Source organism: Mesorhizobium vachelliae (genome assembly GCF_033977325.1).
GTDB classification, from domain to species: domain Bacteria; phylum Pseudomonadota; class Alphaproteobacteria; order Rhizobiales; family Rhizobiaceae; genus Mesorhizobium; species Mesorhizobium vachelliae.
Genome location: NZ_JAVIIR010000001.1, coordinates 595,682 through 609,413, shown reverse-complemented (window position 1 = coordinate 609,413; position 13,732 = coordinate 595,682). Strand labels below are relative to the sequence as shown.

Annotated in this window: 16 protein-coding genes; 2 read left to right on the top strand and 14 right to left on the bottom strand. The window is 64.9% G+C overall.

The genetic code is table 11. The features are described from left to right. Window positions 1-43: 43 nt before the first annotated feature. The 8 genes from phnD to RFM41_RS03000 all read right to left on the bottom strand — a co-directional run bounded on the left by phnD (window position 44) and on the right by RFM41_RS03000 (window position 6,714). A complete protein-coding gene (gene phnD / locus RFM41_RS03035; protein ID WP_320246094.1) occupies window positions 44-952 on the bottom strand; it encodes a phosphonate ABC transporter substrate-binding protein in 909 nt (302 codons plus the stop codon). 141 nt (window positions 953-1,093) lie between these two features. Beyond that, a complete protein-coding gene (gene phnC, locus RFM41_RS03030; RefSeq protein ID WP_320246093.1) occupies window positions 1,094-1,951 on the bottom strand; it encodes a phosphonate ABC transporter ATP-binding protein in 858 nt (285 codons plus the stop codon). A gap of 178 nt (window positions 1,952-2,129) precedes the next feature. Then, a complete protein-coding gene (locus RFM41_RS03025) occupies window positions 2,130-2,840 on the bottom strand; it encodes a DUF1868 domain-containing protein (protein WP_320246092.1) in 711 nt (236 codons plus the stop codon). A 67-nt stretch (window positions 2,841-2,907) separates the two neighbouring features. Then, window positions 2,908-3,399, bottom strand: a complete 492-nt coding sequence (locus tag RFM41_RS03020; protein ID WP_320246207.1) for a GNAT family N-acetyltransferase — start codon at window positions 3,397-3,399, stop codon at window positions 2,908-2,910. 215 nt (window positions 3,400-3,614) lie between these two features. After that, window positions 3,615-4,232 carry a DapH/DapD/GlmU-related protein gene (locus tag RFM41_RS03015; protein WP_320246091.1) on the bottom strand — a complete coding sequence of 206 codons (618 nt, stop codon included), beginning with the start codon at window positions 4,230-4,232 and terminating at the stop codon, window positions 3,615-3,617. Continuing rightward, window positions 4,229-4,936, bottom strand: a complete 708-nt coding sequence (gene phnL / locus RFM41_RS03010) for a phosphonate C-P lyase system protein PhnL (RefSeq protein ID WP_320246090.1) — start codon at window positions 4,934-4,936, stop codon at window positions 4,229-4,231. Before phnL ends, RFM41_RS03015 begins: the two co-directional genes overlap by 4 nt. Before the next feature lie 90 nt (window positions 4,937-5,026). Further along, window positions 5,027-5,803 (bottom strand): phosphonate C-P lyase system protein PhnK, encoded by a 777-nt coding sequence (gene phnK / locus RFM41_RS03005; protein WP_320246089.1) that lies wholly within the window; start codon window positions 5,801-5,803, stop codon window positions 5,027-5,029. Continuing rightward, complete coding sequence (locus RFM41_RS03000; protein WP_320246088.1) at window positions 5,800-6,714, bottom strand: alpha-D-ribose 1-methylphosphonate 5-phosphate C-P-lyase PhnJ; 915 nt, start codon at window positions 6,712-6,714, stop codon at window positions 5,800-5,802. The genes phnK and RFM41_RS03000 overlap by 4 nt, the downstream gene beginning before the upstream one ends. 59 nt (window positions 6,715-6,773) lie before the next feature. Between RFM41_RS03000 and RFM41_RS02995 the strand changes: the two genes are divergently transcribed. Next, entirely contained in the window at window positions 6,774-6,941 is a 168-nt protein-coding gene (locus RFM41_RS02995; protein WP_320246087.1) for a hypothetical protein, read from the top strand. 2 nt (window positions 6,942-6,943) lie between these two features. Here RFM41_RS02995 and RFM41_RS02990 read toward each other — a convergent pair whose 3' ends face one another. The 3 genes from RFM41_RS02990 to phnG are packed head-to-tail and all read right to left on the bottom strand — an operon-like array spanning window position 6,944 to window position 9,133. Then, on the bottom strand, window positions 6,944-8,059 hold the full coding sequence (locus RFM41_RS02990) for a carbon-phosphorus lyase complex subunit (RefSeq protein WP_320246086.1): 1,116 nt from the start codon (window positions 8,057-8,059) through the stop codon (window positions 6,944-6,946). A gap of 1 nt (window position 8,060) precedes the next feature. Continuing rightward, window positions 8,061-8,672 (bottom strand): phosphonate C-P lyase system protein PhnH, encoded by a 612-nt coding sequence (gene phnH / locus RFM41_RS02985; RefSeq protein ID WP_320246085.1) that lies wholly within the window; start codon window positions 8,670-8,672, stop codon window positions 8,061-8,063. Then, window positions 8,672-9,133, bottom strand: coding sequence for a phosphonate C-P lyase system protein PhnG (gene phnG, locus RFM41_RS02980; RefSeq protein ID WP_320246084.1), 462 nt, complete (start codon window positions 9,131-9,133; stop codon window positions 8,672-8,674). Before phnG ends, phnH begins: the two co-directional genes overlap by 1 nt. A gap of 140 nt (window positions 9,134-9,273) precedes the next feature. Here phnG and phnF point away from each other — a divergent pair, with 140 nt between their 5' ends. Next, window positions 9,274-10,020: a phosphonate metabolism transcriptional regulator PhnF gene (phnF, locus tag RFM41_RS02975; protein ID WP_320246083.1), complete on the top strand. Its 747-nt coding sequence runs from the start codon at window positions 9,274-9,276 to the stop codon at window positions 10,018-10,020. Between the two features lie 6 nt (window positions 10,021-10,026). Here phnF and RFM41_RS02970 read toward each other — a convergent pair whose 3' ends face one another. From RFM41_RS02970 to RFM41_RS02960, 3 genes are all read right to left on the bottom strand, one after another. Continuing rightward, entirely contained in the window at window positions 10,027-11,043 is a 1,017-nt protein-coding gene (locus tag RFM41_RS02970; RefSeq protein ID WP_320246082.1) for a zinc-binding alcohol dehydrogenase family protein, read from the bottom strand. Window positions 11,044-11,113: 70 nt separating this feature from the next. After that, a complete protein-coding gene (locus RFM41_RS02965) occupies window positions 11,114-12,079 on the bottom strand; it encodes an ABC transporter permease (protein WP_320246081.1) in 966 nt (321 codons plus the stop codon). After that, window positions 12,076-13,629 (bottom strand): sugar ABC transporter ATP-binding protein, encoded by a 1,554-nt coding sequence (locus RFM41_RS02960; RefSeq protein ID WP_320246080.1) that lies wholly within the window; start codon window positions 13,627-13,629, stop codon window positions 12,076-12,078. The genes RFM41_RS02965 and RFM41_RS02960 overlap by 4 nt, the downstream gene beginning before the upstream one ends. Window positions 13,630-13,732: the final 103 nt, after the last annotated feature.

The following is a 13,732-nucleotide window of genomic DNA, read 5'->3' as shown; positions in this document are numbered from 1 at the left end:
CAAAAGGGCGACGTTTCGAACGCCGCCCTTTTTCCTGATGCCTTTAGCCGCCGATAGCGGCTTTGCGGGCTTCGACGATGACGTTGTAGAAGTCCGGCTTCACCGGGACGTAGCCGGTGAAGTCACCACCTTCGACGCCTTCGAAGCAGGCCTTGTCCTTCTTCGGCAGGGCGGTGAAGAAAGTGGTGAGCTTGGCGGTCAGGTCGTCGCCCAGCGCGGTGCGCACGACCAGCGGGCCGTTCGGGATCAGGCCAGAGCGCCACACTTCGACGAAGTCGTTCGGGTCGACGGCGCCCTTGGAGACTTCCTTGTGGAAGGTGCCGGAGGTGTAGCCGTTCTTGAAGTCGCCGATGCCCGAGGAGTCGTCCACGGCCACGTCGACCTTGCCGTCGCGCACGGCCAGCACGTTGTTCTCGTGGCCGCCGTTGAACTGCGTCGAAGCGAAATAGGTGTCGTTCGCGACGCCGGTGTCCTTCGGAATCTGGGTCAGCGGGATCAGGTAGCCCGAGGTCGAATCCGGATCGGCGTAGCCGAGCTTCTTGCCCTTGGCCGACTTGATGTCGGTGATGCCGGAAGTCTTCAGCGCCAGGCCGATCGAATAATAACCGGTCGAGCCGTCGGTCTGCTGGGTGGTGAGGATCGGGGTGACGGCCTTCGGGTCCTTGATGTAGACGCTGGCATAGCCGGACGCGCCGAGCTCGGCGAAGTCGAGCGTGCCGCCGAGCAGGCCCTGGATGACGCCGTCATAGTCGGCGGCCGGGAACAGCGACACCTTCTCGAAGCCGAATTCCGACTTCAAATGGTCGGCGAGGCACTGGTAGTTGCGCAGGCGGTCGGTCTCGTTCTCGCCGCCGAGGATGCCGACGCGGAATTCCTTGATATCGGCGGCGTGCGCGGCGCTTGCCGCCATGGCGAGCAGCGAAACCGCTCCAAAAACCATCTTCCTGAACATCTTGATCTCTCTCCTGTTGTTCCGGCTGCGCGCCGGCGGCGTTCTAATTTTTCAAGTCATGCCTTTGACGCTGGCGGGCGATCCGGGTTGCTCTGCCGACATCCACGATTTGCCCGGACCGGTTGGGGCCGGGCGGCGGAGTCAGTAGCCAGGAAAGGCTGGTTCGAGCGGTCCGGCGGATGCGGTGATCTTCGGCTTGATGGTCACGCTGGTCGACGTGATGGCTTCGGAGATCTCGGCGCCGCTGGCATCGGCGCCATAGACGGTGCGGACGGCGTCGCGGTCGAGGTCTTCCGGGGCGCCGTCGAAGACGACCTTGCCGGCGGCCATGCCGATGATGCGGTTGCAATAGGCGCGCGCGGTGTCCAGCGTGTGCAGGTTGGTGACGACGGTGATGCCTTCGCGCAGGTTGATGTCGCGCAGCGAATCCATCACCACCTTGGCGTTGAGCGGGTCGAGCGAAGCGATCGGCTCGTCGGCAAGCAGCACCTTCGGCTGCTGCATCATGGCGCGGGCGATCGCAACACGTTGCTGCTGGCCGCCGGACAGCGTGCCGGCCGGCTGCAGCGCGGTGCGGGCGATGTCGAGGCGCTCGAGCGCGGCCACCGCTTCGGCGCATTCGGTGCGCGTGAACATGCCGAGCAGATTGGAAACCGTCGAGCGATGGTTGAGGCGGCCGAGCAGCACGTTGGTCAAGACGTCGAGGCGCGGCACGAGGTTGAACTGCTGGAAGATCATGGCGCAGTCGCGCTGCCAGCGGCGCAGCGTCGAGCCCTGCAGGCTGGAGACCTCGGCGCCGTCAAAAAAAATCGACCCCTGGCTGGGATCGATGAGACGGTTGATCATGCGCAGCAATGTCGACTTGCCGGCGCCGGAACGACCGATGATGCCGACCATCTGACCACGCGGGATCGAGATGTTGATGTCGTTGACAGCGGTGTTCTTGCCAAATCGTCGGGTTACGCCGCGGATTTCCAGCGTGGCCGATGATGCCGACATACCAAAGCTCCAGTCCGTTGCGGTTTTGCAGGTCTGTTAACCCTGGCTAGCGCAGGCCGATGAAGCTGAGGTGTCGGAATGATGTCAGTTTTGTTACGAGTCACAGGCCAATGATTGCAGGTTGATGTGTGTTATTGTGCCACGACCATTTCGCAATTTGAGACCGCACGCATCGGCGTCAGCCAAGCACTCGCAACTCCTCGAAATGCTTCATGTCCTTGAAGCTGCAGAAGGCCGGCGGCCTGAGCTCGATCACGGGGGCTTCCCGCTCGAGGAAGGACAGGCTCTCGTCGAACAGATCCTGCCAGGCCGCCGCCCGCTCGTCGGCGAGACGGCGGATCTGATAGGCAAAGGTGATGTGGAAGACATAGGTGTCGTGGTCTGGATGGCGGTAGCCGAACGGCACTGAAAGGGCATCGCGCCAGGCTTTCAGCACCAGGCGGTCTTCCTCGGTGGCTCCCGCGACGGTGAGGCCGGTCGGAACGATTTCGACAATTTTGACCTTGAAGGGGCCGTGTCCCTCGAAGCCTTGCAGGCGCTCGACATAGAGGCGGGTCATATCGTCGATGCTGGTGTCGAGCGGCACGTCGGCGGGCCAGTAAGGGAGGCGACGCCGGTATTCGATGATGCCCTGGAAGAGCGTCATGTGCAGGCTGGAGATCGGCGTGAAGGCGAGGCGATCGGCATCCGGCATGGCGAGCATGCGTTCGCGCGCTTCGATGATGGCAGCTTGTGAAGAAGAGCCTTCGATCAGATGGCAGACGACGGTGTTGCCCGGTTCCGGGAGGAAGTTGCCCGACGCGTCATAACGGGTACCGAGATGGACCGGCGGCTTTGGATTGGAGCCTTCGAAAAATCCGGCGAGCGAGGGTTTGATTGTGTCGAGCATGGCGATCTCCTTGCAAGAGACGCCTCCTGTCCGAGTCGTGTGTCAGCGGTGTGAAAGCTGTACATCCCTACAGCATGCGGTGCATCACGAACGCGTCGACATAGCTTAGCCGCGGATGGTCGAATGCTTGCGGAATCGTGCCGACAATGTCGAAGCCGAGCCGCTGCCACAGCTTCACCGCGCGCTCGTTGCTGCTGATGACGAAGTTGAACTGCATGGCGCGGAAGCCGAGTTCGGCGGCCCGTTGCAAGGAATGCTCGCACATCGCGGTAGCAACGCCGCGCCCGCTCGAAGTCGTTGACGTAACATAGCCGCAATTGGCGACATGCGCGCCGCCGCCGCGCTGGTTGGCGTGGAGATAATAGCAGCCAATCACGTCGCCGGCTTCCTCCGCCACGAACACGTCGTGGCCATCGGAAAACCAGTAATCCAGTGCCTGGTCGCGGTTCCAGTCTCGGGGCAGCGCATAAGTTTCACCGGCTCGCAGGACAGGTTCGAGAATGGACCAGATCGCATCTGTGTCGGCCGGTGTGGCGGGACGAATGGTCGGCACGGTCAGGGTTCTCGCGCGAGATGGAAACGGATCAGAACCAGATAGCGGCAAGGATACTGCCGAGAAAGACCAGGACCACAAAGGCGGTCACCATTCCCGGCTCCGCGGCCGCTGTCGGCGGGGCCGGCACGTCTTTTCGCAAGGGCTGCATGAACCCCTCAAACATACCTCACTTTAGCATATACGCATGTTCCTGGACACACGCGAAAACACCTACCTCTTCAGCCGCCGTATTTTTCCAGGAATGCTTCCGCCTTCAGCTCGCGGAAATCGTCGAGCGCGGCACGTAGCCTTGCATGGTCCCAGTCCCACCATGCGAGGGCCTGGTAGCGTTCGGCGGTGCGGCGGTCGAAACGCTCGCGGATCGGCTTTGCCGGCACGCCGCCGACGATGGTGTAGGGCGCGACGTCCTTCGACACCACGGCGCCCGCGCCGACGGCCGCGCCATCGCCGACGGTGACGCCGGGCAGGACGGTCGAGCCGTGGCCTAGCCAGGTGTCGTGGCCGATGGTGACGCGCCTGGCGCGGCGCTGTGCAAAGAACTCGCCCTCGTGCTCGGCGTCGTCCCAATAGTCGGAGGCGCGATAGGTGAAATGGTGCAGCGTCGGCCGCCAGGTGGGGTGGTTGGTGGCGTTGAGGCGCACGCTGGCGGCGATGTTGGAGAACTTGCCGATGGTCGCGCACCACACGGCGCAGTCCTGCATCATGTAGGAATAGTCGCCGAGCTCGCACTCGGCGACGCGGCTGCGCTCGGCGATCTCGGTCCAGCGGCCGAGCGTCGAGTTTTCGACCTGCGCCGTCGGATGGATCAGCGGCGTCTCCGAAAGTTTTTTGCTCATGCGGCGATCCTGCCTGCGGCAAAAGCGGTGACGTCGATGACGCGGTCGGCGACAGCCTCGCGCACATCGAGATCGTGGAAGATGCCGAGGAGCGCAACGCCCGCCGCCTTCTTGGCGGCGATGAGTTCGACCACGACATCGCGGTTCCTGGCGTCGAGCGACGCGGTCGGCTCGTCGAGCAAAAGGATCGGATGCTCGGTGATGAAGCCGCGCGCGATGTTGACGCGCTGCTGCTCGCCGCCCGAGAAGGTCGCGGGCGGCAGCGCCCAGAGTTTTTCCGGCAGGTTGAGCTGCGCCAGCAGCGAACGGGCCTTCGTTCGCGCGCTTTCCCTGTCCTCGCCGCGCTCGACCAGCGGCTCGGCGACGACATCGAGCGCGGAGACGCGCGGCACGGTGTGCAGGAACTGGCTGACATAGCCGATGGTGTGGCGGCGCACGGAAAGCACGGTGCGCGGGCTGGCGGAGGCGAGATCGATCAATCCGCCGCCATGCTGGACGATGATCTGTCCCTCATCGACGGCGTAGTTGCCGTAGAGCATCTTCAGGATCGAGCTTTTGCCGGCGCCCGAGGGGCCGCCGAGCACGGCGCATTCGCCGGCGCGGATCGAGAAGGAGACACCTGTCACCACCGGCAGCGTGACGCCGTCGCGCAGATGCATGGTGAAGCTTTTGGCGACATCGGAAACGACGAGAGGCGTAGCCATGATCAGAGTCCTTTGTTTTGCCGCATGGTCTGGTCCGAAAACCGGCTTCCACTTTTCGCTGGCGCGGACCTTTGGTTCGGGACCATGCGGCTAGACCTGCAAAATCGAAGAAACGAGAAGCTGCGTGTAAGGCGCGCGCGGGTCATCGAGCACGCGGTCGGTGAGACCGCTTTCGACCACGCGGCCGTCCTTCATCACCATCATGCGCTGCGACAGGAGCCGCGCCACGGCGAGGTCGTGGGTGACGACGATCGCGGCCAGGCCGAGATCGGTGACCAGCCCGCGCAACAGGTCGAGCAGGCGAGCCTGGACCGAGACGTCGAGGCCGCCGGTCGGCTCGTCCATGAACACCAGACGCGGACCGGTAACCAGGTTGCGGGCGATCTGCAGGCGCTGGCGCATGCCGCCGGAAAAGGCGCGCGGCTCGTCGTCGATACGGTCCTCGTCGATCTCGACGCGCGACAGCCAGTCGACGGCGGTGGCGCGGATCTTGCCGTAGTGGCGATCGCCGACCGCCATCAGCCGCTCGCCGACATTGGCGCCCGCCGACACGGTCATGCGCAGCCCATCCGCCGGGTTCTGGTGGACGAAGCCCCAGTCGGTGCGCATCAGGAAGCGGCGCTCGGCCTCGCTCATGCGGTAGAGCTCGCGCCACTGGCCATCGCGCATGCGGTAGCAGGCCGTGCCGGAGGACGGCAGCAGCCTCGTCGACAAGCAATTGAGCAGCGTCGTCTTGCCGGAGCCGGACTCGCCGACCACCGCCAGCACCTCGCCCGGCCAGAGGTCGAAGGAGATGTTCTCGCAGCCGACGCGCGAGCCGTAGAATTTGGACAGCGCGGAGACGCGCAGCAGCGGTTCGTCGGTCATTCTGCCGGCTCCGTTTTCTCAGCAGGGTGGGTCTTGGGGGCAAGATGGGTCTCGGGGGCTAGGTGACCGTGATGGCCATCCTCGCGCCGCTTCTCGCAGTGGTCGGTGTCCGAGCAGACGAACATGTGGCCGCCATGGTCATCGAGGATGACCTCGTCGAGATAGACGTTCTCGGCGCCGCAGAGCGCGCAGGGCTGGTCGAAGGTCTGCACCTCGAAGGGATGGTCCTCGAAGTCGAGGCTGACGACGTCGGTGAAAGGCGGCACCGCGTAGATGCGCTTCTCGCGGCCGGCGCCGAACAACTGCAGGGCCGGCGAGCGGTGCATCTTCGGATTGTCGAATTTCGGCGTCGGCGAAGGATCCATCACGTAACGGCCCTCGACCTTGACCGGATAGGCATAGGTGGTGGCGATGCGGCCGTGCTTGGCGATGTCCTCGTAGAGCTTCACATGCATGAGGCCGTATTCCTCGAGAGCATGCATTTTTCGCGTTTCGGTCTCGCGCGGCTCGAGGAAGCGCAGCGGCTCGGGGATCGGCACCTGGAAGACCAGCACCTGGCCCGCCGTCAACGAATGCTCGGGGATACGGTGACGGGTCTGGATGATCGTCGCCGTCGCGGTTTCGGTGGTGACGGCGACCTTGGCGACCTTCTTGAAGAAGGCGCGGATCGAGACGGCATTGGTGGTGTCATCGGCGCCTTGGTCGATGACCTTCAATGTGTCATCCGGGCCGATGATCGAGGCGGTGACCTGCACGCCGCCGGTGCCCCAGCCATAAGGCATCGGCATCTCGCGCGAGGCGAAAGGCACCTGGTAGCCGGGAATGGCGATGCCCTTCAGGATGGCGCGGCGGATCATCCTTTTGGTCTGCTCGTCGAGATAGGCGAAGTTGTAGGTGGCGATGTCGGTCATGGCGATCACGTCCGCTCTGTGGTATGGATTTGGTGCCCAAGACGCGGGAGAACGCCCGAATGGACTCTACCGGCTGGATGCATCTTGGCGTGCTGTTGCTGGTGTTCGCCGGTATCGCGGCCTTTGCGCTGCGGAAGATGTTTCTCCCCGCGCCAAAGGATCCCCCGCATGGAGAAAGCTTCGGCGGCGGCGACTATACGGGCGGCTTCGACGGCGGCGGGCACTAAGCTCATTCTGCCGCCTCCCGCTTTTCCTCGGCGGCCCTGTCCTCATTTTCCCGCGCCTCGTGTTCTGCGCGCATGCGGCGGACCAGGCCGAGCTCGGCCTGGAAGTCGACATAATGCGGCAGCTTCAGGTGCTCGACGAAGCCAGTCGCCTGGACATTGTCGGAATGCGAGATGACGAATTCCTCGTCCTGGGCGGCGGCAACGACATCCTCGCCAAGCTCGCCGGCGCGCAGCGCCCGGTCGCACAGCGCCATCGCCATCGCCTTGCGCTCGCTCTGGCCGAAGACCAGGCCGTAGCCGCGGGTGAACTGCGGCGGCGCCTTGGCCGAGCCCTTGAACTGGTTGACCATCTGGCATTCGGTGACGCGGATCGAGCCGAGCGGCACGGCAAAGGGCAGTTCCGGCACGTCCAGCTCCAGCTCGACCTCGCCGATGCGGATCTCGCCGACGAAGGGATGGTTGCGGGCATAGCCGCGCTGCGTCGAATAGCCGAGCGCCAGCAGAAAGCCTTCGTCGCCTCTTGACAGCGCCTGCAAGCGGATGTCGCGCGCCATCGGGAATTGCAGCGGCTCACGCGTGATGTCGCCCGGCACATGGTCACGGGGCATGTCGCCATCAGCCTCGATCAGGCCTTCATGGGCGAGGATCACCGAAACGCGTGGCATCGCCTCCGGCTCGGCCGGCCGCTGCGCCGGTGTCTCGACCTCGGCGCCGGCGGCAAGCTCGGGATCGAGCAGGCGATGCGTGTAGTCGAAGGTCGGGCCCAGCACCTGGCCGCCGGGCAGGTCCTTGTAGGTGGCCGAGACGCGCCGCTCCACCTGCATGGCGCCGGTGTCGACCGGATTGGTGTAGCCGAAGCGCGGCAGCGTGGTGCGGTAGGCGCGCACCAGGAAGATCGCCTCGATCATGTCGCCGCGCGCCTGGACGACGGCCAGTGCTGCCAGCTCGCGATCATAGAGCGAGCCTTCGCTCATCACGCGGTCGACGCCGAGCGCCAGCTGCTCGACGATCTGGTCGAGGCGCAGCGCCGGCACCGAGCGGTCGCCGCGGCGACGGTCGGCAAGCAGGCGGTGCGCATTGGCAATGGCGGCTTCGCCGCCCTTTACCGCGACATACATGTCATGCCTCCATCGTCTTGATGCGGGTGGTGCGCGGCAGGCAGGCAAGGTGGCCTGGCGCCGCCAGGATGATGTCGACGCCGCGCGGAAAACGCTGGTTGTTCTGCTTCCACTGCTCGACGAAATGGCGTGGCATGCCTGGAGGCGCGATCATCGAGGTCTTTTCGATCCCCGGACCTTCGAGCAGCAGTGACGGGCCCGAAGCAAGGTCATCGACCAAGAGGATCAGCGTCGTCGAACGATCGGGATATTCCTGCGTGCCCTGCGCAAAACCGTCGAGCGCCGCCATCTCCTTCGGATTGGCGATCAAGGCGAAATGTGCGTCGGCCGGGGTGTTGGCCAAGGGCGCGCCGGTGTGAAAGCCGAGCCAGGCCTTGACCGGGGCTTCCGCCTGCAGCGGCGGATCGAGCCATGCCGGCGTGTCGTTGTCGCAGAGCGCCAGCGCCACGGCGCCGGCGGTCGCCGACAACGGCACTGGCGGACGGGCCAGCCGCGGCAGCGGCTGGACGGTGCCGGGGCGCGCCATCGCGTCCATGATGGCGCGAAAGACGGCCTGGGCGTTGAAGACCGGCTCGGCGAAGCCGCCGTCGATCGATTGCGTGGCGATATCCATCAGTCCTCTCCGCGCACCATGGTGAAGAAATCCACTTTCGTGGCCGCCGTCTCGACGCGCCGCGTCTCGCGCGCCGCATCGAGCGCCGCGCGTAGGGGCGCGGCGAGCTTTGTCTCGACCGCCTCGCGATGCGCCGGGTCCTGCCACAGCGCGTCGGCGATCGCCGCGAGCCTGGCCTTTCCCTTGTCACGGCCGAGCGCATAGGAATGGCCGACTTGGCCGGAGGGCAGCCGCACCGTGGCGCGGGTGACCGTCGCCTCGCCGACATTGAACGGCGCGCCGCCGCCGCCGATCCGCCCGCGCACCGTCACCAGTCCGGTTTCGGGGCCGCGCAAAAGCTCAGCCTCGGAAGGCAGGCCCGCTTCGCTCCACAGACGGGCGATCTCATCGGCTTCGGCGTGCGCCAGCGTCGCCATCAGGGCTTTCCGTCCGGCCTGCTCGCGCGCTTCCTGTCCTCGCATCGCATCGCTCCTTGCTTGTAAAATTTGTCTATTGATATAGACAACTATACAAATTATACTTACCTCGTACCGAGAGTCCATGACGGGTGGATGACAGGCTCGGAAAATTGCCCGGGCTTGCGAAGAAATGGGGGCGATGGATGGTTGGACTGGCAAGCAGCGTCGAAAGGCGCAACGGCGTGTCGCTGTGGCGGCAGATCGCCGACAAGATATTGCAGGGGATCGCAAGCGGTGATTTCGCCGAGAACGCGGCGCTGCCCCCGGAAATCGCGCTGGCCGAGCGCTACGGCGTCAACCGCCACACGGTGCGCAGCGCCATTGCAGCACTTGTGCAGGAAGGCGTGCTGAGGGCCGAGCAGGGACGCGGCACATTTGTCCTGTCGCGCAAACGGCTGTCCTATCCCATCGGCGCGCGCACGCGCTTCTCGACCGGGCTGCAAGGGCAGACGAGCGAGCGGCATATCGCGCTTTTGTCGTCATCGACGGAACCGGCCACCAAGCGCATCGCCGAGGCGCTGGGCATCGCCAAGGGCGCGGCCGTCATTCGCCTGGAGACGCGCGGCGAGGCTGACGGACACGCGGTGTCGCGCGCGACGACCTGGTTCGATGCCAAACGCTTCGCCGGCATCGAGGCGGCAATGGCGGAAACGGGGTCGATCACCGCCTCGCTGAAGCGCTTCGGCATCAACGATTATCTGCGGCAATCGACGGTGCTGTCGGCACGCCACGCCGATGCCGACGATCTAGCGGCGATGGATTTGCAGCCCGGCGCCATCGTGCTGGTCACTGTCGCCGTCAACGTCACGCTCGACGGTGAGCCGATCCAGTTCGCGGAGTCGCGCTTTCCGGCGGAGCGGGTGGAGTTGAGGCTGTCGGCCGGCGATTAATCGAGCTCACCCCACCTCGATGACCGCCTTGATCAGCCCCGATTTCTCATGCGCCCACCGCGCCAGGTCGCGCGGCGTGCCGGCGAGCGTCGTGCGATGGGTGACCAGCTTGTCCAGCGGCACGGCGCCGTTGCGGATCGATGCGGCGACATGCTCGAAATCGGCCTTGAGCGCGTTGCGGCTGCCGACCAGCGTCATCTCGCGCTTGTGGAATTCGGGGTCGGAGAAGGTGATGTCGTCCTTGACGACGCTGACCAGCACCAGCGTGCCGCCATGCGCGACATAGGCGAAGGCCGACTGCACCGATTGAGTGTTGCCGGTCGCGTCGAAGACGAGGTCGAACCCTTCGCCGCCGGTCGCCTGCCGCACCAGTTCCACAGCCGTCGCCTTCGAGCTGTCCAGCGGGGCAAAGCCGAGCTCCTTTTCGGCGAAGCCGAGACGCTCGGCGCTCATGTCGAGCAGGCTGACATCCAGCCCGGCGATGCGCGCGAAGATCGCCGTGCCGAGCCCGATCGGACCGGCGCCGATGACCAGCGTGCGCTGGCCGGGCACGCCGAGCGATCGGCGCACCGCATGCGCGCCGATCGCCAGGAATTCCACCGCCGCGGCATCGGCCAGCGAGAGGCCGTTCGCCAGATAAAGATTCTGCGCCGGCACCAGGATCTCGTCGCACATGGCGCCGTCGCGATGCACGCCCAGCACCTCGATCTTCACGCAGCAATTCGGCTTGCCGTGCCGGCAGGCGATGCATTTGCCGCATGAAAGATAGGGGTTGATGATCACCGGCTCGCCGACGCCGATCTCGACGCCTTCGCCCTTCTCGACGACCGTGCCCGAGACCTCGTGACCCATGACGCGCGGATAGGCGAGGAACGGGTGCTTGCCTTCGAAGATGTGGTAGTCGGTACCGCAGATGCCGACATGGCTGATCGCGACGCGCGCCCAGCCGGGCGGCGGCGCGCCGGGCGCGGCGCGGTCTTCGAGAACAAGCTCGCCGGGTGAACGGCAGACAACGGCTTTCATGTCGCAAATCCAAAAAAGAAGAGCGCCGGCCTCGCTTGAGCGGGGCCGGCGCGGACGTTTCAGGGAGGAGTCACTTGCCGCGACGGCGCAGGCCGTCGAAGTAGACGATGACGATGATCAGTGCCCCGGTGATGACACGCTGCCAGAAGGTGTTGACGTTGAGCAGATTGGCGCCGTTGTTGATCGTGGAAAGGATGAAGGAGCCGATCAGCGGTCCGTGCACGGAGCCGATGGCGCCGAACAGCGAGGTGCCGCCGATCACCGACGAGGCGATGGCCTGCAGCTCGTAGGTGTCGCCCTGCGTCGGGTTGCCGATGCCGATGCGCGAGGCCAGCAGCACGCCGACGAAGGCAGCCAGCAGGCCGGACAGGATGTAGGCCATGAAGATGGTGCGCGGCACGTTGACGCCGGAAAGACGCGCGGCTTCGGCGTTCGAGCCGACCGAGAAAAGGTAACGGCCCCAGCGCGTGTGGTGCAGGAAGACATAGGACGGCACGGCGACCAGGATCACCATCCAGAAAAGATAGGGGATGCCGGCGAGCGACCCGCGCGAGAAGGCTTGGAACGGGTCGCTGTTGATCGAGATCGAGTTGCCGTTGGTCATCAGCAGACCGATGCCGCGCAGCGACGTCATGGTGGCCAAAGTGATGATGAAGGGCGGCAGGCCCATCTTGACGATGCCGAAGCCATGGAACAGGCCGATGGCCACGCCGACGAGCAAGGTAACGAGCACGGCGACCCAGATCGGCCAACCTGCATTGATCAGCAGGGCGACGATGACGGTGGTGAAGCCGACGATGGCGCCGACCGAAAGATCGATGCCGCCGGTGATGATGACGAAGGTCTGGCCGACGGCGAGGATGGCGATCAGCGAGCCCTGGCGCAGAAGATTGGTGATGTTGAGCGCCGTGGCGAAGGACGGCGTGGCGAAAGCCAGCACGATCCACATCAGGAGCAGAAGGCCAAGCAGCGTCAAGCCGAAGAGGGCGTTGAAATTGCGCTTGGGTTTTTCGGCGGCGATCGCCTCGGTGCTCATTTTTGTCCTCCCGACTTTTCTTGTTTCTCGGCCAGTGCCTGTCCCAAAATGTCCTCATGGCTCGCGGTGCGGAAGCCATGCGTGGCGACCAGCTTGCCGCGCCGGAACACGTGCAGCGTGTCAGCGAGCTCGTAGACCTCCGGCAGATAGGACGAGATCAGGATGATGCCGGCGCCCTTGGACAGCAGCGTCGAGAACAGGCGGTAGATCTCGGCCTTGGTGCCGACATCGACGCCCACCGTCGGCTCGTCGAAGATGAACAGCTTGGCGCCATGCGCCAGCCACTTGCCGATGACGATCTTCTGCTGGTTGCCGCCCGACAGGCTGGAAGCGAGCGCGTTGCGCGTCGGCGTCTTGATGCGCAGGCCGGCGATCTGGCGGTCGGCCTCGGCCTTCTCCTTGGCCTTGGAGATCAGAAGGTTGCTCGAGATGCGCTTATAGATCGGCAAATTGAGGTTCGTGCCGACCGGCAGGTTGAGGCAGAGGCCCTGGTCGCGGCGGCTTTCCGGCGCCAGCGCCATGCCAAGCCTTATAGCGTCGTGCTCGGAATTGACCTGGACCTCCTTGCCTTGCCACAGGATCTGGCCGGCCGACTTCTTGTGGCGGCCGTAAAGCGTGGTGACGAACTCGCTGCGGCCGGCGCCGATCAGGCCGTAGAGGCCGACGATCTCGCCGGCGCGAACCGTCACCGAGACGTTCTCGAAGCCTTTGCCGGAGAGGTTCTTCGTCTCGACGATCGTATCGCCGGGGGTGAAATGCTCCTTGTGGTAGATCTGCTCGATCGAGCGGTTGATCATCAGCTTGACCAGCTCGGGCTCGTCGGTCTCGGCGATGTCGCGGGTACCGACCAAAGTGCCGTCGCGCAGCACGGAAACGCGGTCGGCGAGCTCGAACACCTCCTCCATGCGGTGGCTGATATAGATGATGGTGACGCCTTCGCCCTTCAGCCTGCGGATCAGCTTGAAGAGCTGGTCTGCCTCCTTGCGGGTGAGGTAGGCGGTCGGCTCGTCGAAGATCAGGAACTTCGTGCCGCGCACGGTGGCGCGGGCGGCGGCGATCAGCTGCTGCTGGCCGATGGTGAGATCGCCGAGCACGACATGCGCCGGCAGGTCGAAACCCAGCCCGTCGATGATCTTCTGCGCTTCCTTGACCATGGCGCGCTGTTGCAGCAGGCCGAAGCGGGACTCCTCCTCGCCGAGGAACATGTTGGCGGCGACGGTGAGGTGGCGGCACAGAACCACCTCCTGGTGGACGGCGTTGATGCCGAGCGCCATCGCCTCATGCGGAGTGGACAGGCCTGTGGGGTTGCCTTCCCAGATCACCTCGCCGGAGGTGCGCGGCATGACGCCGGTGAGCAGTTTGATGAGCGTGGATTTGCCTGCGCCGTTCTCGCCGACGATGGCGTGGATCTCGCCCGCCTTGAAGGCAAGGTGCACGGGCTTCAGCGCATGCGTGCCGGGATAGCGCTTTTCCAGGCCGTTGAGCTCGAGGATCGTCCTGCCCGGGGCCAGCGTGGGGGCCGGATGCAGTTCCTGCGCCGTCGACGTCATGACAATCCTCCCAGATTGGTCTCAACCATTGGGTATGCGCCGATGCGTCTTCAAACGCGCATCTTGATTGGCAAGGTAAGGCAAACCGGCGAATTTCCAAGCC

Coding starts and splice junctions, on each gene's coding strand:
- RFM41_RS03025 (WP_320246092.1), bottom strand. CDS start 2,840: ATGCTCGACACAATCAAACCCTCGCTCGCCGGATTTTTCGAAGGCTCC.
- phnG (WP_320246084.1), bottom strand. CDS start 9,133: ATGCGAGGACAGGAAGCGCGCGAGCAGGCCGGACGGAAAGCCCTGATG.
- phnH (WP_320246085.1), bottom strand. CDS start 8,672: ATGGATATCGCCACGCAATCGATCGACGGCGGCTTCGCCGAGCCGGTC.
- RFM41_RS02965 (WP_320246081.1), bottom strand. CDS start 12,079: ATGAGCACCGAGGCGATCGCCGCCGAAAAACCCAAGCGCAATTTCAAC.
- RFM41_RS02960 (WP_320246080.1), bottom strand. CDS start 13,629: ATGACGTCGACGGCGCAGGAACTGCATCCGGCCCCCACGCTGGCCCCG.
- phnL (WP_320246090.1), bottom strand. CDS start 4,936: ATGGCTACGCCTCTCGTCGTTTCCGATGTCGCCAAAAGCTTCACCATG.
- phnF (WP_320246083.1), top strand. CDS start 9,274: ATGGTTGGACTGGCAAGCAGCGTCGAAAGGCGCAACGGCGTGTCGCTG.
- RFM41_RS02995 (WP_320246087.1), top strand. CDS start 6,774: ATGGACTCTACCGGCTGGATGCATCTTGGCGTGCTGTTGCTGGTGTTC.
- RFM41_RS02990 (WP_320246086.1), bottom strand. CDS start 8,059: ATGTATGTCGCGGTAAAGGGCGGCGAAGCCGCCATTGCCAATGCGCAC.
- RFM41_RS02970 (WP_320246082.1), bottom strand. CDS start 11,043: ATGAAAGCCGTTGTCTGCCGTTCACCCGGCGAGCTTGTTCTCGAAGAC.
- phnC (WP_320246093.1), bottom strand. CDS start 1,951: ATGTCGGCATCATCGGCCACGCTGGAAATCCGCGGCGTAACCCGACGA.
- phnK (WP_320246089.1), bottom strand. CDS start 5,803: ATGACCGACGAACCGCTGCTGCGCGTCTCCGCGCTGTCCAAATTCTAC.
- phnD (WP_320246094.1), bottom strand. CDS start 952: ATGTTCAGGAAGATGGTTTTTGGAGCGGTTTCGCTGCTCGCCATGGCG.
- RFM41_RS03000 (WP_320246088.1), bottom strand. CDS start 6,714: ATGACCGACATCGCCACCTACAACTTCGCCTATCTCGACGAGCAGACC.
- RFM41_RS03015 (WP_320246091.1), bottom strand. CDS start 4,232: ATGAGCAAAAAACTTTCGGAGACGCCGCTGATCCATCCGACGGCGCAG.